Raw genomic sequence first — 25,777 nt, 5'->3', positions numbered from 1 at the left:
AATATCCTAAAAACCAAGGAAGTGATGTTTCATGACAACGAATAACAAACCCAATAGGTTAATCACCGAGAAATCGCCATACTTACTTCAACATGCTCACAATCCAGTGGAATGGTTCCCTTGGGGTGAAGTAGCATTTGACAAAGCGCAACGAGTGGGCTGCAATTACATGGTTAGGACACAGATATGGCATTCTAAAGGAAGCTATTAGTGCTCATGTTATGGAAATGTATTTTGCTTCGGTTTCAACACTACTTCCTCAAATCGAGGGAGTTATTAGTGAAAAAAGTGAGTTGTCTGGATTTGCCAAGCAAACAAAGCTGATAGAGTCTATTAACAAGTTGCTGGATCAAGATGGAGAATTTTCACTTGATGATGCTGTTCGTGTTTTCTATACTGACTTCGTTCTGGATAGTTTTATCTTGGGTCAAGCAATTAAATCTCCATTAAGTAGACATGCAATAGCACATGTAGCTGATACTAAGTTTCATGGATGGCTGACAATAAGTGAAAATACTTATGAAGAAGATACGGAAAGCCTGCTTTTAGTTATAGCTGATATTAGGGCTTATATAGAGAATTAGGAAACCAAGCAAAAGGTTCGCATGGTCTATTGTATATTAGAGACGCTACAGACAAACAGAGTCATAACTGTTTCAAAGTGTATGTTCTAGCTAGAGGTAAAGTTACGGAAAAAGAAGATATGTATTTGTCGCCTTGTAACCCAACAATTGAAGATTAAGCTTATGATGTTATATATATGAGTAATTTTATAAGCATGTCTGACGCTAGGAGAATATGATGATTGAAAATGCTGAAAAGCGATTGTCTGAATATATAAGTTCATCAGAGAAGGTAATACCAATTGAAGAATTAGAAGAGGTAAAGCACTACTATAAACATGGCGAATATGAAATGTCTCTTGAGGGGCTAGTTATTGAGTTTATGCGTATCAATGCCGATCCACCTGAAAGCACGATTTTATTAAAGAGGTAGGTTAGCATAGCAATTTCATGTATTGGAGGATAAACAGTTGTTGAACCAAGCATTTGATGGTGGTGAAGTTGTCCAAAAAGATGGGGAGATATGGGTAAGGGGTGGAGCCTTGCAGGATATTTTTGTTGGTGAATATCTCTATTTAGATAATAACGATTCTCTAACATCAAAATATTTCATTAAACAAATAAAGACCTATGGCAAGTATATTGATGGACTTTATGCTCCAATGACAGGCGATTTGCTTGTAGAGGTTGAGGGTGAACTAAAGACAGGCGAACATATAGAATAACATGGATTTCATTAAGCTTAACGGGCATGATAATGTAATACGATATCCTATATCTGAGCAAACGAGCGAAAAAGCAACTAGCAGCGTCATGCAATTAACCCCTCCGAACAAATCGGAGGGGTTACGGCGTAATCAGCCACCTCGCCCACATCATACACATATCCTTAACTTTCGATTTTCCAAGTCCTTATTCTGAAAAGCAACCAACTCGGGGAACCGTTTGGTCAAGTTATACAAGAAATATTTGATGAGGATTGTCAAGGCTTTATAAGTGTGAAAGAGCTTCCTGTGTTGTCCAAGTAGCACTGGCAAAAGCTTTGTAATTCGTAACGGCTGCTTGAAAATCCCTTTCACTTAGCGTTGCTGTAGCATCGTATACAACAGCCGTTTCAAACCCATTTTCGATTAAATGCCTCATATGGGACTCTACACAAATGTTTGAAAGTACTCCTGCAAGAATCGTCTTCTCTATTCTATGTTGTCGTAACTGGTATACCAAATCATTTGTTTGTGGGCTAGCAATTTTGTGTGGAGTTGAAACGACGGTTCTCCTATCAAAAATATAAGGTTTTAAAGAATGAACAAAATCAGCTCCTGGAGAAGGTGGTGTATACGCATTTGCCTTTTGATACATTTGAAGTCCTAATAACATATTTTGTTCATTTCCAGTAAATTGCCAGCCATAATCATGAGGGTATAAATAATGCGGTGATATGAAAAGTTGGTATCCTTTATATAAAGCAGTTCTCATTAATATTTCGAGGTTTTGTATAGTGTTATTTTGCTCAATATTATCTTTTGTTAGATGATAGCCTTTCCCCCCAGGACTCATGAAATCATTTTGTGGGTCTGTGATTACAATGGCGGTATTATTGGGATGTGGTTTAAACACCAAAATACATTCCTCCCTCGCAGCTACTGCTAAAAAACATTATAGGCATTTTATATGTATTTGCAATTTGTTTTATGTCAGATTTTATAAATGAAAAATGTTAATAGCTTGCATAGAACGAAGGTACTTGTAAAGCTATCTATCGGGAAACGATAATCCAATAAAAGAGAAGTTTCATTGGGTTGAACCTATGGGGGAAGTTACATAGAAATTGCCTTTTTTTTTGTATTAAACGCCTTGCAAGGCGTTTTTTCATTTCTATTGTAAAAGGAATATAATAATAACATTCCAAAAGTTAGGAAGGAAATGTAAAATGTCTAAACGGAAACCAAACTTACTTATAAACGAAAAATCCCCCTATTTGCTTCAACACGCATACAATCCGATCAATTGGCACTCGTGGAATAGTGAAGCTTTTGAGATAGCAAAACTAGAGAATAAGCCCATATTTCTAAGTGTCGGATATAGTTGTTGTCATTGGTGTCATGTCATGGCACACGAATCATTCGAAGACCAAACCGTTGCAGACATGCTGAACAAAGATTTCATCTCGATCAAAGTGGACCGCGAAGAGCGTCCAGATGTCGACCATATCTATATGGCTGTTTGTCAGGCGATGACAGGGCAAGGGGGTTGGCCGCTTACGGTGTTTTTGACACCTGAGAAGAAGCCGTTCTTTGCAGGGACGTACTTCCCGCGCAGCCGGAAATATAATCGGGCAGGGATGGTAGAGATCGTAGCCCAGATGGCAACGAAGTGGAAGGAAGACGCGGAGCGCATTCGCGAGGTGGGTGAGCAGGTTATCCAAGAAACAACGAGTCGATTGCTTGAGCACCGCACAGGTGGTGAGGTGTCCGAGGAGACTTTGCATGAAGCTTTCCGAATCTATGAAAGCATGTTCGATCCTCAACATGGTGGATTCGGTAATTCACCAAAGTTTCCAACCTCTCATAATCTATCATTTTTACTTAGATATCATCATAAAACAGGCAACGAACGTGCGCTTAAAATTGTTGAAAATACACTGGATGCTATGCATCGTGGAGGCATGTACGACCACATCGGATTTGGTTTCATATCTTACTATAAAAAGTTAATAATTAGTAGAATAGAGTTCGATAACCATTTCACCTTATTATATAAGGTGAAATGGTTATCTTTTTTATTGTCTTTTTTTTATAAATGTACAATAATGAGAAATATAATAATTAGGAATATACATAGTTATTCATTACTTAACTGTAGGAGTGAATATATGAGTAAATTAAGGTACAGATTTGTAGTTTGTAATGGAAAATACTTTAGAGAACAAGGTGGTTATCATTTTGAAGCCAATTGTAGCTTAATCTGTTTAAGAGATGAAGAATTAAAAATTGATTATCCCCTTCCAATATCCTCATTTATTTTTAATGAGTTTCATAAAAACTCTGGTTCAATAAATACAGAATTAAGTCCTGCTAAAATAATAGTTTCTTTCTTGAACTTTACATTATTAAATTTAAATACTGAACATAAGATAAATGGGATTTTAGGACTTAGTTCTCTTGAATTAAAACATGCAAATAGATATATGGATTATTGTGTGAAAGTTAAGGCGAATAAATTAATTACCCTAAATAAAAAGGAAATGTATATTTCTGCTTTCTTTAAATATTTAGATGACAACAGAATTTTGAAAAAGAACCCTCAGTTTAAAGAAAGTAAATATGTATATGGTCATGTGGTGAAAACTTATTATAAATTAGACTTTAATTATACTAGAACAGATGAAACTTTATTGAGAGTAAAAATAAAAAGAAAAGATATGGTTCCGCAAAAACATCAGAGTAATCAAGATAGGAAGATTATCAGGTTAAACTATATTAGAGAATTTTTACTAATTGCGATGGAAGTTGCTCCAGACATTGCATTTGCACTTGCATTACAATTTTATGGTGGATTAAGAATAGGTGAAGTCTTAAATTTAGAGGAATCATCAATTAGAACATTAGAAGGAGCTAAGTATGGACAACGAGGTATGGTTGTACTGATAAGAGACAGGCAAAACATTCTTTTTAAAAATAAAAAATCTATTGCTGAAGAACAAGTGAAGAACCCAAGGGACCAATCTATTCTAATAGATCCAATTATTTGTTTAATTTACGAACAACATGTTAATAAGGTTATGAAAGCAACTAAAAAAAATAAAGGCAGTACTGCACTTTTTTATGATAGCGAAGGTAATCCAATGTCCTATAGGTCATTTTACAAAAGATATAGAGAACTGCAAAGTACCTATCACGGTGTGCTTTTAGCAACTAAGGGGAGATTTCAAGATTACCGCGACTTTGTTGAAACTAATTGGTCTAGTCATATTGGTAGAGGTGCATTCACCAATATGTGTCTTGATGTTGGATTTACTGCTAGACAAACTGCAATTCTCAGAGGCGATAAGTCAATAATGTCTATGGAATCATACAAAGATCAAATATCAGCTACGTACAATATTACAAGAGCTTTAGGTTTTCTGGAACCGGAGAATGCAGAAGGATTGTTTAAGTTAAACGTACCACAGTACCAAAAATACTGGAATGAGGTTGAAAAGTATGGAGCTGTTATCGGATCTTAACGAAGATTTTAAAACAGAAAGTTTAACCATATTTCAAGTTGCCGATTTACTTGGTAAAGACCCGAAGCTATTAAAAGATTATAATAGTAAATATAGGTTTGCAAAATATCTTCTCTCAATTCCTAACCTAAAAATAAATGAAATTGGTACTGGGAAGGTCTTTTATAATCATGCCATCTTAAAACTTTTTATTAAAGATTACATTTCGAGAAATGATGCAATACAGATGGTAAAAGTTTCTTTACAAACTTTTGATGGTTACATAAAATTATTCAAAATTAATATGATTGTCTTAGGAAATTCTAATGATTTAAAATATTATCCAAGAAAAGAAATTAGAAAATTGGCGGAAGAAATACTATTTGATATGAATTTATATGTATCAATTTATGAAATTGCAGAGGTTTATTTTCAAAAAAGCACACCGAATTTCATAATAGATTTGAGAAGTAATATTAAAAAATTATCAGAAGGTTATTTTAATTTTAAAGCAGTTAACTTAACTGGTAAGTTTCATGACAAGAAGACTGGTCGATATATAAATACTGTGTATTCAAGATCTGCTGTTGAAAATTTTTTTAATACACATATTTCTAAACAAGAAATAAAAGATTTATGGAGCATAGCTGTTAATGAAAAAAACATGAATAAGCAATTTGTAGAATTAAGAATAAACACAATAGTTTTAGGCAAAAGTCCTAATGCTCAATTTTACTCAAAAAAGGATTATCAAACATTAGTGGACGTGGTCGAAGGAGATATTGAAAAAATAAAAAATAGGCGAATAGGTATAATAATTAAGGAAGAAACAATTTATTATACAAGAATGCAGGCAATGATAGTTTTAAATTTGAACAGAAAAGTCTTTTTACAATTAGAAAATACTATTTTTCCGATTATTGGATTTAGTACTAATGCGCCATTTTTTGAAAAGACAGTCATTGATGATTTTCATAATAAAATGCAAATTGAGCTAGAAGAGATCTATGAAAGTTACTATACAACAGAAGAAATAAAGGATAAATACCATAATAGATTTTTTAATGTTCTGAGACATAGACCTACTGAAAAAGTGGTAATTGGTATAAAAGAAATTCCTAATTATTTAAGCAAATCTTTAAAAACAAATGGTGCTTTTGCTTATAATAAAATAGATGTCGATAATTTCTGGGATACATATAATGAAATGATGATAATAAATTCGGTTACTATGGACGATCCATATGAAGAATTTATTTATAAGGTAGAGCAATTATTGGGAATGAATTTTTCTAAAGATCAATTACTAACTAAAAGACTTTGGTATGAGAATGTAGAAAAAGTCTTGATTAATTCAAGGAATAATAATAAAAGAGAATTAATCCATGTCTTTGTAAAAATTACGAAGCGATTTGTCGAAGTTTTTAAAAAAGAGATATTTGATTATACTTCAATAGAATTAAATGAATGTTTTTTAAATCCGAATGGAACAATTCCAAGGAATCATCAGAAACAGTTTTACAACTTCATTCTGAGACTAAATGAAGCGTTTCTTTCGCAAAATAAGCCTATGCCTTTCCAAATTGGTGAACTAAACGATCCTTTAGAATATGATAAAATAATTGAACAAGATTTGTCGCTGTATTCATTGGATGAATACCATTCAATATATGAATATTGTAATCGAGTTGACTTTCACAAACAAAGGGCGCTATCTGATGTTAAAGCTTATTTAAAGACTCTTGAAGAAGGAATGAAAATCTATAAATATAAGAAATACGATAGTTATTGGCTATATGTTTTAGTTCAATTAACTAATAACTGGCGGCATAGTACCGTGATTACACAGATTCCTCGTTTAGATTTATCTAATACTAGGATATCGAGCCTAGAGTGGTTAGAAAATAATTCTCCTTCACTAGAAGAAGCAAATGATCTTGTTTTTCAAATTGGAAGATATGTTCAACATATTCATAAGAATGAAACAAATAGTGAAGGTGCATTTAATATTGGAGAGCCATTAAAAATTGCTTTTGCTACGGCTGTAGCAATTTGTGAGTTAAGACAAAGAATACTTGATAACGATAGTATAGTCTTGATTCGTTTAACATTAAGTAATAATTTATTGAGTACAAGGCTTTATGCACGGACCAATACATACCAATTGTTTTTTTCTGAATTTACGAAGGCTATAGTTTTTGAAAATAGAAAAATGAATCGAACACTATCAACTTTGATTTGGTCAGTTCTTAGACACATTGGGAGAGGATTAAAAGAATCTCAAGTGTCCAGGACTCATATTGATCAACAAACTACAATCGACCATTATATTTTGTTAACAGATTTGCAAGTTAATGCTTTAGTAACTCAACTTTTTGAACGGAACAATTTTGGGTTTGTAACACAAACATTGAGCAACATTCTATTTGGTGTAGAAAGTGATAAGGTAATTGAAACTGAAAGAATTGTTTCAATCAATAGAAACTTTGGGAATCCAGTGAAAATTGAAGCAACTAGCGGGCTTATTAGTAAGATGACTCAAGAAAAAGAAGAGGTCATTAAATACATAGAAAAATTGGAAATTAACGAGTTATGGAACTTGTATAATAACTCTATGGTAGGGAATCTACCAGCTAAAGAAAGGTACTATCAATGTTTGTACACTAGTTGTAAGTATATTGATGAGTTTGGTCAAAAGCCAGATTGTATATCATGTGGTGCAGCAATAATTAATGTGTACGCATTATCTCAACTTATGGATGTCTATATTGACTTATTAAATAAAATAGCTTTTGAGTATGATGAACTGCCTTTAGGAGAAAAAAGAAAACTTGCAAACCATTTTCATTTATTGTACCAAGTAGTTAATGAAGCAAGAAACAAATTTGGAAGAAATGTTCTTGATAGATTGGTAATAGGTGGAACTGCAAAAATAAAAGATCTTGGGAACTTGGTTTCTGGAAAAAATATTATCGGTTTTTCTACAATCTCTTAAGTTAATAAATAAATACGAGGTGGTAAAATGAGAGAGAGTTTTGCATTAAGTTTAAATGTAGATGAGTTGACTATAAATGAAAATAAAAACACTCAAATTAACTTAAATGTACAAATCCCATTAGCCAAAAGTAAACTTCAAGAATACTTTGACTATCAAGTAAAGGTAATTAGTGCATCATTTGATGACGATTTATGGGTTTTCAAACAAATATATAACAAAAGGTATTTAAAGATTGAATTCGATAAAATATTTAATATTACTCAATTTAGCAAAATAAAAAACAAAAAACAATTTGTAGATGTTGTTAAATGCTGGATAGTATTGAAACTAGATGAGAATGGACTTGACAATGTTAAAGCAATTTATTTTGACATCGTATCTGCAATTTATGCTACACAATGTTTCTCGAAGGACACTTTCAAAGTATTTTTCAATAACTTAAAAAATAATATGATTTATCGGTTTGATAGGAGTGAAAAAGAATATTCCTTGACGAAAGTAAATGATACTACTTTATCTATTTATTGCAGACATATAATAGATTTTCTTTCGTTTTATGATAATAATCAATTTTTTGATTTCATTAATAAAACTAATAAAATAAAATCACAATTGAAGATTGAGGATAAAAGTCGTGAACTTCCATCTTATAGTGATATTATTAAATTCAAAAAGTATATTGATACTTGGGCTGAACAATTATTTCAGAGAGAAAACTTAATTGAATGTATACGTTTCTTCCCTGTCTATTTATGGTGGGAATTAACTACCATTATACCAATGAGACCAACTGAGTTTTGTACGATTAGAAAAAATTGCTTAGATAAAGATGATAACTTGTTTTATATAACATTTCCTCGACTAAAGAAACGTAGAAAAGGTGAAAATCGAGTCAATGAATCATTTGATACATTGCCTATTCCAGAACTAGTTTATAATAGAATCGAACAATATATAAAACTCGCAGAAAAAAATGAATTATCTGATTTCTTATTTAATTTCGACAGTTTTGTGGAATCAACTAGGGAAGTATCCATTAATTATGAAGATGAAGAAGTTTTTTCGATTCATTACTTATTTGAGCTTATATCTAAATTTTATAAACAGATCATTCATGAACAATATAAAGTAAATATTAATGATATTACAGGCCATTATAAAAACATCATGTTTACTTATAGAAAAGATAGTATTAGTGAAAGTCTAATCCATGTTGAATCATTTGATTTTATTGAACGAGTGTTAAAACCAGGTGACTTAAGACATATTGCTATTTTAAATATGTTCCTTCAAGGTTATGATCCTGTTGAGATACAAAGGCTAGCCGGACATATTCATGAGTCAACTCAACTTGGTTACCAAAGGCATATGGAGGTATGGGTTGATAGTCAGATACAACAACTTGCTTTGGAATTTTCATCAAACAATTATCAATTAACTAATTATGATGACTATAGAGTGACGATTCATCCCAAAGCAGTAAACTTATACAATAAGATGTTTAAGCGTTCGGCTTTTTTAAATTCAGAAGTTTCTTTGATTCCTGAAGAGCAAAATCTAGAAATCGGTTTTTGTTCTGAAGAAACCATGCCTTGCCCAACTTTTAATTGGAAAGTAAGTGGATGTTACTTTTGTAAATACTGGCGTATTTCAACAGAGGATTTAGAAAAAAAGAGAGATTTAATTCTTAAGGATATTTCTTTATTTTATGACGAACTTAGAGGAAAAGTGAATTTCATGAAGTCACTTTTAATGATTAATCTAAATGAGTTTGGTGATGTCGATTTGGAAAATAGACGTAGATTAACAGTTGCTTCAAATGAAGTCCAAGATGGAATATTAAGTATTGCAAAAATTATATCTATGATAGGAGTAAATAGATCATCATGAAAAGAGGTGCTAAACCGATAGTAAGTGATTCAAACATTGAAAGCATAAAGAACTTAATTATTGAATTTGATGAAAACCACAATATGAAATCTAAGCTTGCAATTAAGGATGTAAGTGATTATTTTCAAATGCTGTCCAATACAAAAGATTTGGGTTTCAAATCACCTAGTTATAGTTGGTGGAAAACAAAAGGCAAAACCATAATTGATGAATTTAACAGAGTAAAGATAAATACGATAAGAGTAAGTGAAAGTGAAAACGTAGATACAATAGATTTAATTGATGCAGTTGAAAAACATGGCGGGGTAAATAAGGAAATTCTAAAGAAACTAGTATCTCCAACAAATCTTATTATTAAAAGACTTGAGAGTAAAATTGTAGCGTTAGAGAGTAAAATGGAAAATAAAAATAAGGAACTAAACGAGAGTAAATCAATTAATATTGAGTTAAATAGAAGGAATGAAGAACTCCAGAATTTAGTTTTTTCTCTATTTGCATATGGTCATCAAGACGACAGCGGAAATATTACCATTGGGGAAACAAAGTCAAAGGCTGTTTCTCTATCCCTTGAAAAAACATTTGTTGATCCAATGGCCTTCTTTAATGAGTTATATAATAGAAAATATAAGTTTAATAATATTGATGATAACGAGCGAAAGGTACTTGAGCTCAAAGTTGCTAATAAGAAGAATTTGAAAACTAAACAAAATGAGTATGATTATTAAAAATTGGCTGAATGTTATTAGAAAATTCAGTTAGAGCTGCTGAGCATAAATACCATATGTTATACAAATGAATAATCATATAAAAGGTGGTTTTTCATTCAAAAGTGAATGGAGGTTTGCCTCCTCGCAGGATTAAAGTAGGTAATTCTAACTGCTTTTCGCTACTACTACTACTACAAAGATATCTGTTTATCAATCAAGTGGACGAAGTCGATGAATGGATAGTCATTCGGCATGGTGCAAATTTTCAAGGTCGTGATCAAGGAAAATAAAGATCGTTAGTGGAAAATAGAGGTCGGAAAGGCCCTGCGATCAAAGACTTGGGATTATTGGACTAACTGGATATTAACCTAACGGAGACGTTAGTTCAATACGAACACCACGGCAGCCAGCCAGAATGATCGGATGCTTTTCGTTGAACTAAAGGGCAGTTTACAGCAGAAAGAATCAATTTTATTCAATCGGCAGAAACTACCTAAAAAAGAGCAGGGAAAAGTTATGGGACAAATAATTGGTGTGCTTGTACTATTGGTTGTATTGGTGATTATTTTTATGTTTGTTATTTTCATTAATTTTGGTATTACTCCCAATGATGTCAAAGAACTGTATACCTTGCTTAGAGAAAGTTTATCCAAATTTAAAGCAGTAATAGTTGTAATCGTGATATTAATACTCCTATTTTCATTGTGGATAGCGTTTAACACATTTACTGGTAAAATGCAATTTCAATTCTAAAATATTATTAATAATTTAAAATGGGGGGATTAAAATTGATAATAAGAAACTGAACCAATTTACATTGGTTGATGTTATTGAAAGGAAAATACAGTTCACAAAAACAAATACTATTTTTGATAAAACAGATTTTTATAACAATGATGAAGGTGAACTACAGGCTTATAATGAAATGTTGATGGATATTAATGAAATGAAGGAAATCGAATTTGTAAACAAGTATCTAGATATAATCATGAAAATCTCAATAAAATTTGAAGAAAATGAAATTACAGATGGAAACGAAATAGAGAAATTGTCTGGATACAATAATGCTGTTGTCTCTATCTTGAAATGTATAAATCCAATATATGAGTATGAAATAAAGGATTAATTTTTACCTTTCTTTTTCAACTAACGGATAACTATAGTTGAATAAAACATCAATGAACGAAGCTGCCGGCACGATCGGTAGCTTCATTACGTTAACGGGCAGATTTGTTCAATGAAGTTACGGGAATTATGAAAAAGGCGAGCCATAAATGTTGCTCGCTAATTTCCTGTATTTTTGATTGCAACCTAACTACTTATTCTTTCGTTTGAACAATAAACGTCGTTATAAAGAATGGAAGGGCTGGATTTGATGAGATTTCTATTGTTTTTCGTGATGGCTCTAGTGCTCATGGGCTCAGTTGGTTGTTCTGGTGCTCAGTCAAATGGTGCAAAACAGCCAATAGACAAGGAACTTGAGGGTGAGCAACCGCCTAAGGCTGAGATTCGGATTGGTAACCGAATGTATGAGACGAAACTCGGCACATATTGCTGGAAATCAAAAAATCAAGGAAAATGTGTGGATACAATTGGTCCAGTTGAACTCTTAAAAGGCGAGAATCCAGTTTCAGTACAGCCTGGTGAAGTTATTAAGTTCGTTATGAATTATGAGTCGCAACCGAACAAATACCATGTCGAGCAAATCAATGATGGTAAACTTACAGAAGTTTTGGTAAAAGAAAATAGTTTTCATGCACCTACACAGAAAGGCACTTATTTTTATTCTTACGGAGTATGGTGGATGGATGAACATGTAGAGAACCAATCTCGTGGTGATGCTTTTTATTATTTCGTCCTAAAAGTTATCTAGATGGATTAAGCTAACGGGTAACGATAGCTCATCAACATACGAGGCAGCCGTACAGTGATCGGCATGGCGGGATGTGGAGCCTGACTTTATTGCAGCAGACTTTTTAGAAGCGGTAAAATGGCTTGTAACTTAAAGTAAAACGTGAGATAGCGAAAAAATAATATTGGCGGTGGATATAATGGTTACTGTAAGAATGGCAACTGAAAACGACCTTTCAAAAGTGGCTCAACTATCTGAATTATGGGTAGCAGAGGCTATAACCTACGGGTTAGGAGCAAATACCGAAGAATTGTTAAGGAACTGTATCGGAGAATACTTCTGGGTCGCAGAAATCAATTCTGAAGTTGTAGGTTATATAACTGGCAGCATTCATGATAGTGATGGGTTGGCTGTTATAGAGAAAGGCGAGAGTTACCTTGAGGTTGATGAGGTGTACGTTCATCCAGAATATCGAAATGAAAATATTGGACATATGATGGTCGATGAGCTTCTCCAAACAGCGGAACTAAACGGCATAACTCGTTCTGTCATTTATTCTGCTAGTAAACAGTGGCAAAAAATAATTGGTTTTTATGAGAAGCATGGTTTTAAAATGTGGTTTGTTCAAATGTACCGTTAACAATCGGTGCCAAACTCTGATACTAGCCTGAAAGTAGTTGATCATGATCCTGAATTTCATTATTCTGTGGTGCCCTCCGCAAGGGGCATGGATGGCTAACGGGAAACGAGTTCAATGAAACAACAGAAGCAGCCGACCAACAATGATCAGCTGCTTCATTACGCTAACGGGCAGGATACTTTCAATGTTAATTGGGGAATACCAATTAAAAGGGAACTATGGAGGGGTGTATGTATGGGAGTTATTATGGGCTTTATTTTTGGAATAATAGCTTTTTTTTTCATTCTGTTTCTCATATTCATGTTGAATTTCGGGATTTTACCTAGAGACATTAAAGAACTATGGGGAGAACTTGGGAGTTTTGGTTTATCCAGAAATATTAAAATATTGTTAGTTATTGGGATATTTATTGCTTTATTTCTGGGGTGGATGCTATACAAGGTTTTGACTGGTAAATAAAATCACAGGTTAACCGTTCTATTTTTGAATCAGTTTAAGAAAAAATATTTACTTTTAGAGCAACCACATGAATCTGCTTATGCACAGCGATTAGGAAAAGTTGAATAAGGAATTAACTAACTAAAACTTACTATGTACTATTGAGTTCAAAAATTGGGATTACGCTAACGGAAAACGATAGTTCAAAGCAGTATATTAAAATAAATTCACGAATGTTGCGGAGGTTTCCGAATGGACATTGAATGGATAAATGAGTGTTACAAGGAAGCAAGTAAAATATTTGACTCTACTCGGGAAGCTTATGAATGGGCAGATTCACTACATTCTGACTTTGCAGGAGGTTATAGAGTAAACGTTGGATATGCAACTCCAGATGATAAGGTTTACACATATTTAGTCGAGCACCTTCCAAAATGGGCACGCTATAACAATTTAAGGATTAATGTTAATACTTCTCAGGATTTAGTGGATGGGAAGTTAACTCATAAGATTTGGATAACACCGTGTGACGAGTAATCAAAAAAATACTTTTGAAGTTTCATATCGTTGAACTAACGAGGAACGTTAGTTCAATAAAAGAGAAGTTTCATCCAAACACAGATCACCGCGAAAAGCATCATCATTCGATGGTGCTTTTTTTGATGCTTGTGAATGTTAAACAACCCCTTAACAGGTAATACTATACTATCTGTTGAATATGGTGTTCTTCGATTTTCAAAGTGGAGATAATTAGATGACCAACTTTTATAATAATTTGCCTTCTCCTATTTACCTTCTGATTTCCCTAGTGCTTGGCTTTTTTATGTTGCAATACTTTTTAAGAAACATGAAACGATATACTGTGACATTAAGCATTGGAATGGTATTTGTTTCATGTACAGCTATTCTTGCTGGTGTAGTAAGGATTTTTCATTTACTTGACATTAAGTGGCATATAAAGCTGATTGAACAACTACCCTTATATGGGTTCGTTGGCTTACCATTAATTTGTATAGGTGCGTTTTTAAAAACTAAAGATGAGCCTGAAAATAGAGAGATGGCTTTATTTGGTGTTTCAATTTTTTGTTTAAGCTTCTTATTACTTGCAGTTGTTTTCCTTTTCTTTAAGAAATGAATGATACATCAAAAGCACTTCGCCCCGATTAAAGCATCATTACTTCGATGGTGCTTTTCTTATGCCCATGAGAGCATCTGTTTTTACTTGCAGCGTTGAAAACGGAGGAGGATGAAGAGTTTATTATGAAGGAATATCCTATGAAACAAGAACTTCATTCAACTAAAGGGCAGGTTTGCGTAATTGACGGATGTGTATGTTTCTAAGACTAATCCCAAAAAATGGACAATTCATGGTAAGATATTAATTATGAATTTATACATGGGGGAAAGATGCAATGGTCAAAAAAGAGTTTCTGGAGAACGTAAAACTATTGATACAAATGCATTCCGAGGGACATCTTGGTGGTGAAGTAATGCCTGAGGATGTTCTTTTGGGTGTTGTTCCTGAGGAAGAATTAATGAACGTGTTGACACTTGGAATGGCTCTAAATTATCAAAGAAACTCATACACATTATGGCAGTCAATTGCACAAGCATATACCGATAATAGTACACGGTGGGTATTCAATCCAAGTGCTGTCTGTGAGAGCAACATAGACGATTTACGAAGTGTGTTGCTTTATCACCGTGTTGCTCTGCAACCCAATCGTCACCCTGAAATTTGGAAAAGTGTCTCTAAGGGGATCAATAGATCTTCTCCAAGGGGAGATGTATTGGGATTATTAGATTCAGTTCAATTTGATATTTCGGCTTTAATAGCGATCATGCAAATCAAGAGGAAGTCTGAATTCCCCTATCTTTCTGGACCCAAAATCTTCAATTACTGGTTATATGTATTGGAGTCTTATACAGCGGTTAAGTGGAAATCTCGTGAACTTATTACGGTAGCTCCTGATACACACATTTTACAGGCAACCGTAAAGTTAGGACTGTGTTCTTCGGAAGTATTAAATGGCTCGGCTGACGATAGACAGGTGGTTGCTGAGGCATGGGAGAAGTCACTTTTCGGTAGTGGGTTAGCACCAATTGATGTTCACACACCTCTTTGGTTATGGAGTCGTGCAGGGTTTCCTGCTCTGTTTGTAAATGTTTTGCCACAAAACTAACGAGATACGATAGCTCAATAAGTTTATGCTGAAGAAATGATCCTTTTTTGCTATAATACCATTAAATGGATGCTGTAAAGGGATGGAGTGAACAAGATGAACGGATATATTTCAGTAGAAAATAAAAAGATTTATTATGAGGAATATGGCGATAATAGTCTGCCGACATTCTTATACCTACATGGAGGACCTGGTGTTGGTTCGTATGACTTCAATCTTACTCAAGCTCAACGGCTATCCCCTTTTATCCATTTAATCTCCATTGACCAAAGAGGTTGTTTGCGATCCGATGCGATTGAGGAGATCGAAGACTTTTCTATACAAAATTTAATCAATGATTTCGAATTTATAAGAGATCATTTTAAAATTGATCGTTGGGGGCTTATCGGGCATTCCTTTGGAGGTTATTTGGCTGTTGAATATGCTTATCAATTCCCTGATGTGATTGAACAGGTGGTTTTGGAATGCCCAACATTTGATATGCTTGAATCATTACAGTCAGTGGTCAAGAAGGCTGAGAAGTTATATAGAGAAGATGGTCAAGACAAACTTGCTGATCGGTGTAAAGACGCATACAACTACTCTGAACAAGAGTTATTTAGTATTTTCAGTGAAATTTCCGAGAAACGTGATCAGGTTTACATTCGATCTCTAAATCCCCTTTTCTTCAACGACATTGTGAAACAGTCGGAAATTCAGCACTATGATTGGCAAAAGCAGATGATGTTTCAGAATAAAATTAACGATCAAGTTCTCAAACAACCAGTCCTTGATAAACTTACAAACATCACTTGTCCTGTATTGTTGATTAAAGGTAAGTATGATCCGATTTGTAGTGAACTTCAAACAGAAGAGTTTTTAAATAAGGTACAAAATAGAACGGTCGTTATTTGTGTCAACTCTGCTCATATGCCTCGTCATGAGGAACCAGAATACTATGCAGAAGCAATTCAGGCATTTGTTAAGAACACTCCGCTTCGTTAAACTAACAGGATACGATAGTTTAGGGTCTGCTTCGCGGCAGATCCTATTTTTTTATTGAAGTAACGGGAGTATAGTTGAAATATGATTAATTTATATTGGTCTGTTTTATAATGGGGGGATTATTGTGAAAAGAATTGCGATAGATATGGACGATGTGATAGCGAACCCGTTATCTAAACACTTGGCACTTTTTAATAAAACATACAATGAGAATATTACAATCCAAGACCTGGAAGGAAAATATTTAACAGAAATACGACCCAATTTAAAAGAAGAAATAATGAACATATATACTGAACCAACTTTTTTTCGTGATTTAGACGTAATTGAAGGAAGTCAAGAAGTAATAAAGGAATTAAGCCAACATTATGAAATCTTTATCGTTACCGCTGCAATGGAAATTCCACCATCGTTTACATCAAAGTATGAGTGGTTAAAAGATCATTTTAATTTTTTAAATGAGAGGAATTTTGTCTTTTGTGGGGATAAAAGCATTATTAAAGCAGATTATTTAATTGATGATAATTCTAGGCACTTTAAAAGGTTTGATGGTCAGGGAATATTATTTACTAATCCTTATAATATTTATGAAACTGGATATTTTAGAGTTGATAACTGGCAGGAAGTGAAGGACTATTTTTTAAAATGAACAAAAAGCTCGTTCAACTCTAACGGAAACTATATCGTGGCGATGGAACCAATCCATCGCCTGTTTTCGTTTCTGTGCGATCCGCTCAACTATCGGGCAGGACAGTTACAAAAAAGGTAATAACGTATTGATAGCGAATGTATTGAGTCAGATTTCTAGTCAAATTACTAATAATCGATTGCAAGAAAGAGGAGAAAAGTAAAATGAAGAGTCTTTTCTTAAATCAAGCAATTGAAAATATAAATACCATTAATTGGATGAATAATCATGAAAGAACCGAAGAAGAGTGTAATATGGACGTTTTTTTTGTCAAGGAGTTTTTCAAGCGATTGTCTCTTTTTCTTGATTTTCTTTCAGTGGAATCAAAATACCCATATATCGATCCTGTTAAATTGATCAATAAGGAAAGTAAGATCGATTATGATAAGGTTTTTGAGTTATGTCCCAATCTCATTACAGCACCAAATGGAGTAAATCAAGCGTTATGCGTGAATCATGTTATTTGGAGTTCATTAGCAAATGAAGGAGATCCAATTGCAATTCAATTTAATGATCTATTCAAAACGTTAATTGATCTTTTTAATGGTGGAGGATCTTGGAGAACTCATCATGGCATGTTAGATATAAGCGATAAATTCCTTTGTTTCCTCTCAGATTGGAAGGAATATAAGACGATTGAGTTACACTAACGGGTAACTATAGCTCAATAAACTTCAGGAGAAGGCTGCCGTCAGCATAGAACGGCAGCCTTCTCAGCAAATGGGCAGATTTGCGCAACGATTGATAATCGGAAGCGTCTAAAATAGAATAACAATAAGTGAAAATAAGGGGAGGGAATATTGCGTAAATTCAGTGTTTTGAATAGTATTTGTGTGTTAATATTTTGTTGTTGTTTTACCCTAACAGGTTGTAATGGAGATAGCCCCTCTATTCCGTTCAATGATACTGTGGAGCATATTACGATAAAAGATCAAAAGTCAGGTGAAACAGTAAACGAAATCAATGATGCTTTGGAAATTTCAGAATTCCTCAAATTAATGAATTCATCTAAAATAAGTGGTTTTGGGGACTCTGAACCACCAGGTGAAATATATACCATTTTATTTGAAAAGGATTCAAATAAAATTATGTTTTATTTCAAGAATGGTATGACAAGAACTATGGATGACAAAATTTATTATGATAAGTCAAAACATCGCTGGGTCCCTGATAAGTTATTTCTGAAATACTTTCCATGAGTTATCTCAACCAAACTGTGAAAGTGATAGGATTGAAGTAGATTAAGTTCCCTCAATAATTTGATCGCGGAATCGATCGTAGTTTGTAAGCAGCTTCCCAAACGCTTTATCAATACCACGCACTTGGTGGGCTGTCGGGAGTTGATAAATTAAAATGATACGACAGCAGCCGACTAAAATGATCGGCTGCTTTTTTTTGTTAACTTACGGAAGGTTAACATAATGCACTTATAAAGTTATTTAATAAAGATCGGAAATATTTTTAAAATAGGAAACTTTTCCCAAATTAGAACGTCTAAAAATATTAGGATGTCTAGAGAAATTACTTAAATGTACAAGAAGACAACTGATTTAAAGATAGGAGTGGGGACTATGAAAAAAAAAATTATTATTATTATGATTTTTCAATTATTTTTGTTTTCTAATTTTTCCTCGGCACAAGAGAATTTGTTCAGCCCGACAATGAAGGAAAACAACATTCTTCTTGTCTCTAAAGGTCTATCAAATGATGAAATATTGAAACTTGACTATCGTAGTGAAATTTTAGCTAATGCATTAAGATCACAAAGCATTGCTGAAAATAAATTAAGGACCATTACGAATGCCTTTTTAACCCCCATTCAAAAAGGGATATATGCCACGAATAGTGGGCATCCAAAAGGTACACCTCCATCTCCAAAAGAACCTGAACGTATACCAATGAAAGTTAAGTTTAACGGCAACCAGATGAATTTCGAGAATGAACAACTTCCTATATTTAAAAATGGTGTTACTTTAATCCCACTAAGAGTAATCTTTGAGGCGCTAGGAGCTAAAGTTGAATGGAATCAAGATACGGATACAGTAACAGCAACAAAAGGCAACACGACAATCATACTCTCCGTGGGTGATACGAATGCGATTGTAAACGGATCTGTAGTAAAGTTAGAACTGCCTTCGGAAATTATTAATAATAAAACAATGATACCTTTACGTTTTGTTAGTGAGGCGTTAGGTGCAAAAGTTGATTGGATTAACTATACAAGGACAGTTCTTATTTATAATGAATTACTACCTCAAACGTTTGCTTACGTTAACATCGGACAATTCGAGAACAATATTGTAAATGATCTTGGTCATAATTATAGAACTATCACAAGTTTGAATTCAGAAATGACTGTTTGGCAGTATGATGATAAAGTTCTCTCAACATATTCAGTTCCTGAAATAAGTAATGTTAATGTAGATTTCCAAGGTTTAATGAATGGTTCACTACGAACGCAATTATTCATTTATTGGAAAGCAGATAGTGATTCAGCTTTACCTGTGGTTGATCATTTTGTCTTATATCATCTGGACCAGGTTGACCAAAAGATCCATGAATACCATATTAAACACGATCTAACAATTGAAGAGGTCATCTTGAATTTATAGGGTGAACAGTGTGCTAAGAAAATTGTGATCAGAGAATTTAATGAGAAAATTAATTGCAGGAATAGTGATTGGGGCACTGATATCGATGGGGGCAACGATATCGGCATCCGACACTATCCAGGCATACTTGTTTCCGTCACACTTGGTTTTTACGGACAAGAAAAACAACTTGGCAATGAGTATGTAACCTTGAATCATTACAGTATCAAATATAAATAGGAGGTTCGAATTGAAAAAAATATTGCTTGGGATCGCTATTGGAATATTTTTAACAGTTTCCACTACAGTTTATGCATCGGATAGTATTCAGGCTCTTCTTTTTCCCGCAAAGATTAAAATTAATGGGCAAGAAAAAAAGCTTGATAGTGAGTATCAGATACTTAACGTAAATGGTCATGCATATGTACCTATCCGTTATGTTGCTGAAAATCTAGGAATTAATATTGGTTATGATGACAATAGCCAAACGATATTTATTGCCTATGGAAACACCGCCGCTATTCAGGATAAAAGTAACAACAATGTCTATGTGGCAGACCTGATTGCAACATCCTACGACAAGTATTTAGACTCCACGAAAGTGACAGGACATCTCTCTCTGAACACGAAAGAACCCAGTTACATTAATGCCGTACTCGAATTTTATGACGCAGCGAATACTCTCATGGGTACTGCAACTATTCAAGACGATTTTCAACCAGGTACAAATAATATAGACATTCGCAGCGGCGAAAAGGATATAACAAATTTCTCAAGCGTAATGCTGAAAGTCAAGGATGTTCATCCTGCCATGAAGTCTTATGTTACTTCACTTTTTGAAGCTGCGAAACTTCAAGATCAACCTCAAATCCAAAAGGTTATCGATTCCATTCCAACAACAAATAATGATTTCCTATTGCTAGACTTTATGAAGTGGTCAGTTCCATATACTAATGAAGAACGAGAATATATTCTCCCTTCTATTTTAAAGCGAATTGTAAATGTGAATCTACAAGATAATACAAATGGCTATACAGCTTTGTTATATGCAAGTATCTTTTCCACAAATCTAATTACTCCATTAATCAATGCTGGGGCGGATGTGAAAATCAAGGGGAATGACGGATCAACAGCATTGCTAATGATTGCATCAAAGCCTTTGCCTGATTTAGTTAAACTTCTTTTAGATAAAGGTTCTGATCCAAATGTTATTGGTTTTAGGGGTTACACTCCCCTTCTTGCTGCACTTCGTCCAATGTTTGCGAATTACACATCTGATACGGTCTCTATAGTGAAATATTTACTAGATGCAGGGGCTAATATAAATGTGAAAGAAATAAATGGAAGTACACCACTACAAATCGTTGATAGTGTGCCTGTTCAAGATATCAAGTCACAATTACAATCATTACTCTTGGAATATGAAGCAAAATAACGAAGAATCAACAATAAAAAGACGAGCTAGGATTTCTCCAAATTCGTCTTTTTCATAAAATTTTAAAGCAGTGCAGGGCAATTTGTCCTCTGCAAATGAGTGAGCATAAGTGATTTGAATTTTATACTGGAAGTAGGTTGTCTAATTTACAAGCGTACTAAGAGGAGGGTTTTTTTGAGAAAATTTGTATTTGGTCTAATCATAGGTGTAATGGTGTCATTTTGTACGGTTGCATTTGCCTCAGAGAGCATACAAGCACTAATATTTAATGCAAAGATTAAAATTAATAATGAGATAAAAGAATTAGGTTCAGATTATCAAATCTTAAATTATAATGGTCATGCGTATGTACCAATTAGGTATATGGCTGAAAATACAGGGGCAAATGTTGAGTATGATGATGCAACAAAGACTATTTTGGTTGTTAACGGAAAAATGGATATAAAAGATCCGAATATTAAGACAGTCACTATAGGAAATCTGATTCTTACCTATGATGCAATTTCAGATCTTACCAACATAAGCGGAAAGTTAGATTTGCTTTCAACGGAATCACAGCATATTCAAGGAGAGTTACTGTTTTTTGATCAGCAAAACAAACTAATTAGCAGTATAGCTATTAATAATTACTATCATTCAGGAATTAATAATTTAACTGATCAAAAGAATGGTAATATCACGACTTATGCTTCTGTCAAATTAATGATAAGTGGTATGAGGTTTTCACTACAAGATGTACTTGCCAGCCTGAAAACGGCAGCAATAAATAAGGATGACTTAAAAATAGATCAAATTCTATCGACAGTGCAAGCAGAGAAATTAAATGATTTATTTATTGAATTCATGGAAAATTCCATCAGTAACTCCAGAGAAATCAATTTCACGATCCTCCAACATCTATTAAAACAACCCGTTAATCTCAATGTACAAGATCAAGTAACAGGTTATACACCACTTATCTATGCAGCTGAATGGGCAACTAATTTAATAGAGCCATTAGTCCTTGCTGGAGCAGATGTAAAAATTAGCTCGAAAAATGGCACAACTGCATTAATTCAACTTGCAAACAAAAATTCACCCCAATTGGTTCAGTTGCTGTTAGATCGCGGTGCAGACGTCAATGTAAGAAATGACTCTGGCTATACAGCGTTACTTGCAGCACTAAGACCAATGTATGGGAATTATAAGGAAGAGACAGTTTCAACGGTTAAAAACATACTTGCAGCTAAAGCTATTGTTGATGTGAAAGATAATGAAGGGAACACACCATTACAGATTATTCAGTATGTACCTGCTTTCTTTGCTTCCTTGGGGCAAGAAATAAGAGATCTACTGATGAAATATGGCGCAATGTAACAACAATTTTGTTTTATATTTTAAGGATCAAGTTGTTCAGAAAATCCATGAATATCACATGAAAACGATCCTTTCAATTTGAGAAACCATATTGCTTGTCCTGTATATTAAAAGCAACTGTGTAAACTCCACTCGTTTTATCTATTTCATTCAGCGTGCAAGGAAATATAAAACTATTTTAGATGCTATTTCATTTCAAAGGAGAGTGTAAATATAATGAAAAAGTTTATTACGGGTTTAGTTATAGGGATTGGTGTGACAAGTGCTACAGCTGCATATGCTTCTGATACAATTCAGGCTTTTTTATTTCCAGCAGACATTGTAATAAATGGACATGTAAAAAATGTAGATGGAAAGGAGTACGCTCTTTTAAATTACAATGGGCATGCCTATGTACCTGTCCGATATGTAGCGGAAAATATGGGGGCGTACGTCGAGTATAGTGAAGGATCTGCTTTCAAACGGATTGGTATTCTCCACTTAGAACCAACGAAACCCGTTTTAACAGATAAAAATCGCCCTAATATACATGTTGGAAACATAGATATTCTTCAAAACCGTAATCAATCGGTTATATCGGGAGTTATCGCTAGTGATATTACGGGTGATAATCAAGCAAAGATATTAGAGTTCAACCTTAATTTTTATAACAAAGATAAAGCACTCCTAGGTACAGCGAGGTATGAAGAAAGAACCCCAGAGACAATACAAAACGGTCAGATCAAACAATTTACCACTGCACTTTATGGAGATGTTAGAAGCTATGATTATATGAGTTTAGAGGTGACGAAATTTACTCCTGAAAATTGATTATTTGATTTAAACATAAAGTAAGAGCTGTTGGACTTTCACTACGTAATGAACTAGAAAAAAAGTTATTCGTTTATGTGGGGCGAAATCGAGTAAGTGTAATCCGAAATGAGGAGCCGTGACTATGAAGAAGTTTATTTCTGGAATTATTGTTGGTATTGGAATTTCAGCTTATACAGTTACATTCGCATCTGAAAGTCTACAAGCATTCTTTTTTCCAAGTAAAGTTGCATTTCATAATAAAGGTGAAACTACAGAAGTTTCATTTAGCAATGATGATCCTATAATTAATTATAATAATAAAGCTTATATACCCTTACGATTGTTCTCAGAGACGTTAAATGCGAAGGTAATTTACTCAGCACCCTCTGATTCAAGTGGAGGGAAAAATGTTATCGATATTTATTTGAACGATGATGATAAAAATGTGATACGAGACCATGACAATTTTGTCTCCATCAGCAATCTTGAAAGCAGCCCATCTGGGACTAATAGTTATTCATTATCAGGTTTAATAACAATAAACAAAGATCTAGAGGGAAAAGTAATTGAGATACACGCTTTAGATTCAAATAAGAAGGTAACTGGTTCCAGTGCGGAGATAACAATAGAGGGGGGCTCATTGGCAAAAGTTGGAGGTACGCGGAAGTTCTCAGCACCCATTTTTCCACAAGGGACACCAACCTCATTTGAAGTTGTGGTCAAAGATTCGTGGGGACTAACCAATTTAGAATATTTTTCAGATGGAATGATAAATAATGTTGCTGGCATTTCATTTGGTCCACCTTCAATAGATGAAAACAAAAAAGCTCTCATTTCTGGTCTCCAATTTAAAAATCAAAGCAAAAATGACTTAAATATCGAACCACTCTCCATCGAGTTTCAAATTAACAAAGTAATTGGAGATCGAAAGGAAATCGTCAAGAGCTATAAACTATCTGATCTCAAGGGTGAAATTCCCGCTATGTCATGGTATAAAGCTTACCTTCCTGCTTGGGATTTAAGAGATCAAAACAGTCTACCAGTTACACCTGGCAAATATGAGGTAAGTATTATCGTTCCTAATGCGTTGAAATATAATATTGAGGGAACAGCTGTTACTGAGACACTTAACAATTTTGCAAAGTTCAAAAAATGGGATGTCGAGTTAAGCCAAGATCAGATTAATAAGATTACAAATAATTGAAGTTTGCTTTGACAAAGATAAATTACTGATTATTATAAAATAAAAGAAATTTGTATGGAGGAATGCATTGTGAAACAAAAGCAATTTAAAAAAGGTGCAATTATGAGTATGACATTACTTTGTATTGTAGGAATACTCCCACCTACAGCCCAAGGAGAAGGTAATGTATTTACTGATGTTTCGAAAGATTATTGGGGCTACGGCTCTATCGCATGGGCAACAGAACAAAAAGTCGTTGATGGTTATCCAGATGGCACATTTAAGCCAGAACAGACTGTTACCCAAACAGAGTTCGTCGCGATGCTTGTTCGTGCCTATCTTAATAAGGATCAATTACCAGAAGGGAATAGTAGCAACTGGGGGGCTCCATATATTAAACATGCGTATAACATGGGATGGGCTGGCAGCATCGTCGTTCCTCCTTCAAGTAAATTAAATACTGACTTCAACAACGTATCTGAGTCTCGTAAGTATGTAGCTAAGTTAATTACCAATGCTAATGGCAGAAACTACGATTTTGACGACTCCATTCGTTTTGTATTGGACAGTGGGCTAGCTGAAGGGAAAACGGACAAAAGTATTGAAGGTTTTAAAGGCAATGATATAGTAACACGGGCTGAAGCTGTTACGTTCATCAAAAATCTTAAAGCAAAACAAGATATGTTGTACCCAAGTCCACAAGGGGTTGGAGGCTCATATGATCCAGCTACTTTAAAACAAAGACCGTTTGAAATGTATGAAATGTATCCTTTAATTGTAGATCAACCACAAGAGCCTAAACTGTTACGTTATAGTAATATATCTTTAAATGCACCTACATTCGTTTATAATTTGGTCCACGAACCCTCATATAAACTAGAAGGGATTGTTACTGATGCAGTAGGGAGTGACCTTACCATTTCAATGGAGTATTGGGATTTAGGTATATTCAAACCAGTAACAACAATAAAAGCACTGATGATAAATGGTGGTTTTTCAGCACGTCTTGATTTTCAAAAATCTGGTGTATATCGAATGTTTGTAACTTCGGAACTTGAACATGATGGTAAAACATATGAGAATAAAATAACGCTTACATCTTTTTATATAGAATTCAAGGAAAAGTAACCAAGCCAAGAATATCTGTCCTCTTGTGCACTACCTTACAAATACAAGCAAATTTGGGGTGGCTCTGACACTATAGCATTCTTTACTGACATTTCAATTCCAGAAGAAATGGTTCTTACTTTCACTCATATTATTCAAGACGATT

The 25,777-nt window shown here is 33.9% G+C and carries 28 protein-coding genes; 27 read left to right on the top strand and 1 reads right to left on the bottom strand.

Annotated elements, in window-relative coordinates:
* Positions 1–31 precede the first annotated feature (31 nt).
* The 5 genes from QFZ81_RS19970 to QFZ81_RS19955 are packed head-to-tail and all read left to right on the top strand — an operon-like array spanning position 32 to position 1,288.
* A complete protein-coding gene (locus QFZ81_RS19970) occupies positions 32–211 on the top strand; it encodes a DUF255 domain-containing protein (protein WP_307442051.1) in 180 nt (59 codons plus the stop codon).
* A complete protein-coding gene (locus QFZ81_RS19965) occupies positions 138–584 on the top strand; it encodes a hypothetical protein (RefSeq protein WP_307450112.1) in 447 nt (148 codons plus the stop codon). The genes QFZ81_RS19970 and QFZ81_RS19965 overlap by 74 nt, the downstream gene beginning before the upstream one ends.
* Positions 585–613: 29 nt before the next feature.
* Positions 614–742 carry an Imm7 family immunity protein gene (locus QFZ81_RS37435; RefSeq protein WP_373462624.1) on the top strand — a complete coding sequence of 43 codons (129 nt, stop codon included), beginning with the start codon at positions 614–616 and terminating at the stop codon, positions 740–742.
* Between the two features lie 56 nt (positions 743–798).
* Complete coding sequence (locus QFZ81_RS19960) at positions 799–996, top strand: hypothetical protein (protein WP_307442054.1); 198 nt, start codon at positions 799–801, stop codon at positions 994–996.
* 37 nt (positions 997–1,033) lie between these two features.
* Entirely contained in the window at positions 1,034–1,288 is a 255-nt protein-coding gene (locus QFZ81_RS19955; protein ID WP_307442055.1) for a hypothetical protein, read from the top strand.
* A gap of 265 nt (positions 1,289–1,553) precedes the next feature.
* On the opposite strand, the gene QFZ81_RS19950 is transcribed toward QFZ81_RS19955, so the two are convergent.
* On the bottom strand, positions 1,554–2,180 hold the full coding sequence (locus tag QFZ81_RS19950; protein ID WP_307449661.1) for a cysteine hydrolase family protein: 627 nt from the start codon (positions 2,178–2,180) through the stop codon (positions 1,554–1,556).
* Positions 2,181–2,493: 313 nt separating this feature from the next.
* Between QFZ81_RS19950 and QFZ81_RS19945 the strand changes: the two genes are divergently transcribed.
* From QFZ81_RS19945 to QFZ81_RS19840, 22 genes are all read left to right on the top strand, one after another.
* Positions 2,494–4,788 (top strand): DUF255 domain-containing protein, encoded by a 2,295-nt coding sequence (locus QFZ81_RS19945; protein ID WP_307604392.1) that lies wholly within the window; start codon positions 2,494–2,496, stop codon positions 4,786–4,788.
* On the top strand, positions 4,766–7,762 hold the full coding sequence (locus tag QFZ81_RS19940; protein ID WP_307604390.1) for a DNA-binding protein: 2,997 nt from the start codon (positions 4,766–4,768) through the stop codon (positions 7,760–7,762). The genes QFZ81_RS19945 and QFZ81_RS19940 overlap by 23 nt, the downstream gene beginning before the upstream one ends.
* 27 nt (positions 7,763–7,789) lie before the next feature.
* Positions 7,790–9,655: a site-specific integrase gene (locus tag QFZ81_RS19935; protein WP_307604388.1), complete on the top strand. Its 1,866-nt coding sequence runs from the start codon at positions 7,790–7,792 to the stop codon at positions 9,653–9,655.
* On the top strand, positions 9,652–10,380 hold the full coding sequence (locus QFZ81_RS19930) for a hypothetical protein (protein WP_307604386.1): 729 nt from the start codon (positions 9,652–9,654) through the stop codon (positions 10,378–10,380). The genes QFZ81_RS19935 and QFZ81_RS19930 overlap by 4 nt, the downstream gene beginning before the upstream one ends.
* Before the next feature lie 405 nt (positions 10,381–10,785).
* Positions 10,786–11,115, top strand: a complete 330-nt coding sequence (locus tag QFZ81_RS19925) for a hypothetical protein (protein ID WP_307604385.1) — start codon at positions 10,786–10,788, stop codon at positions 11,113–11,115.
* 64 nt (positions 11,116–11,179) lie between these two features.
* Complete coding sequence (locus tag QFZ81_RS19920) at positions 11,180–11,488, top strand: hypothetical protein (protein ID WP_307604383.1); 309 nt, start codon at positions 11,180–11,182, stop codon at positions 11,486–11,488.
* A 249-nt stretch (positions 11,489–11,737) separates the two neighbouring features.
* On the top strand, positions 11,738–12,235 hold the full coding sequence (locus QFZ81_RS19915) for a hypothetical protein (protein WP_307604381.1): 498 nt from the start codon (positions 11,738–11,740) through the stop codon (positions 12,233–12,235).
* Between the two features lie 178 nt (positions 12,236–12,413).
* Entirely contained in the window at positions 12,414–12,854 is a 441-nt protein-coding gene (locus QFZ81_RS19910; RefSeq protein ID WP_307604085.1) for a GNAT family N-acetyltransferase, read from the top strand.
* Positions 12,855–12,968: 114 nt separating this feature from the next.
* Complete coding sequence (locus tag QFZ81_RS19905; protein WP_307604380.1) at positions 12,969–13,313, top strand: hypothetical protein; 345 nt, start codon at positions 12,969–12,971, stop codon at positions 13,311–13,313.
* 231 nt (positions 13,314–13,544) lie between these two features.
* Complete coding sequence (locus QFZ81_RS19900) at positions 13,545–13,829, top strand: hypothetical protein (RefSeq protein WP_307604379.1); 285 nt, start codon at positions 13,545–13,547, stop codon at positions 13,827–13,829.
* Positions 13,830–14,046: 217 nt separating this feature from the next.
* A complete protein-coding gene (locus tag QFZ81_RS19895) occupies positions 14,047–14,427 on the top strand; it encodes a hypothetical protein (RefSeq protein ID WP_307604378.1) in 381 nt (126 codons plus the stop codon).
* A 277-nt stretch (positions 14,428–14,704) separates the two neighbouring features.
* Entirely contained in the window at positions 14,705–15,475 is a 771-nt protein-coding gene (locus QFZ81_RS19890; RefSeq protein WP_307604377.1) for a hypothetical protein, read from the top strand.
* A gap of 96 nt (positions 15,476–15,571) precedes the next feature.
* The gene (locus QFZ81_RS19885; RefSeq protein WP_307604376.1) at positions 15,572–16,459 is read left to right on the top strand and encodes an alpha/beta fold hydrolase; all 888 of its coding nucleotides are present in this window, start codon (positions 15,572–15,574) and stop codon (positions 16,457–16,459) included.
* 124 nt (positions 16,460–16,583) lie between these two features.
* Positions 16,584–17,108 carry a 5' nucleotidase, NT5C type gene (locus QFZ81_RS19880; RefSeq protein ID WP_307604370.1) on the top strand — a complete coding sequence of 175 codons (525 nt, stop codon included), beginning with the start codon at positions 16,584–16,586 and terminating at the stop codon, positions 17,106–17,108.
* A gap of 203 nt (positions 17,109–17,311) precedes the next feature.
* Entirely contained in the window at positions 17,312–17,797 is a 486-nt protein-coding gene (locus tag QFZ81_RS19875; RefSeq protein ID WP_307604368.1) for a hypothetical protein, read from the top strand.
* Positions 17,798–17,947: 150 nt separating this feature from the next.
* On the top strand, positions 17,948–18,346 hold the full coding sequence (locus tag QFZ81_RS19870; protein ID WP_307604367.1) for a hypothetical protein: 399 nt from the start codon (positions 17,948–17,950) through the stop codon (positions 18,344–18,346).
* 372 nt (positions 18,347–18,718) lie between these two features.
* Entirely contained in the window at positions 18,719–19,759 is a 1,041-nt protein-coding gene (locus QFZ81_RS19865) for a copper amine oxidase N-terminal domain-containing protein (RefSeq protein ID WP_307604366.1), read from the top strand.
* 229 nt (positions 19,760–19,988) lie between these two features.
* Positions 19,989–21,173 carry an ankyrin repeat domain-containing protein gene (locus tag QFZ81_RS19860; protein ID WP_307604365.1) on the top strand — a complete coding sequence of 395 codons (1,185 nt, stop codon included), beginning with the start codon at positions 19,989–19,991 and terminating at the stop codon, positions 21,171–21,173.
* A gap of 174 nt (positions 21,174–21,347) precedes the next feature.
* Complete coding sequence (locus QFZ81_RS19855; RefSeq protein ID WP_307604364.1) at positions 21,348–22,529, top strand: ankyrin repeat domain-containing protein; 1,182 nt, start codon at positions 21,348–21,350, stop codon at positions 22,527–22,529.
* Positions 22,530–22,745: 216 nt separating this feature from the next.
* Positions 22,746–23,339, top strand: coding sequence for a stalk domain-containing protein (locus QFZ81_RS19850; RefSeq protein ID WP_307604362.1), 594 nt, complete (start codon positions 22,746–22,748; stop codon positions 23,337–23,339).
* A 124-nt stretch (positions 23,340–23,463) separates the two neighbouring features.
* Positions 23,464–24,525 carry a hypothetical protein gene (locus tag QFZ81_RS19845; protein WP_307604360.1) on the top strand — a complete coding sequence of 354 codons (1,062 nt, stop codon included), beginning with the start codon at positions 23,464–23,466 and terminating at the stop codon, positions 24,523–24,525.
* Positions 24,526–24,594: 69 nt separating this feature from the next.
* Entirely contained in the window at positions 24,595–25,632 is a 1,038-nt protein-coding gene (locus QFZ81_RS19840) for an S-layer homology domain-containing protein (RefSeq protein ID WP_307604358.1), read from the top strand.
* Positions 25,633–25,777 lie beyond the last annotated feature (145 nt).

Origin of the sequence: Paenibacillus sp. V4I9, from assembly GCF_030817295.1 — a bacterium.
Lineage (GTDB): Bacteria > Bacillota > Bacilli > Paenibacillales > NBRC-103111 > Paenibacillus_E.
Note: the sequence above shows the minus strand (reverse complement) of the source record. Positions and strands in the feature narration are given on the sequence as shown.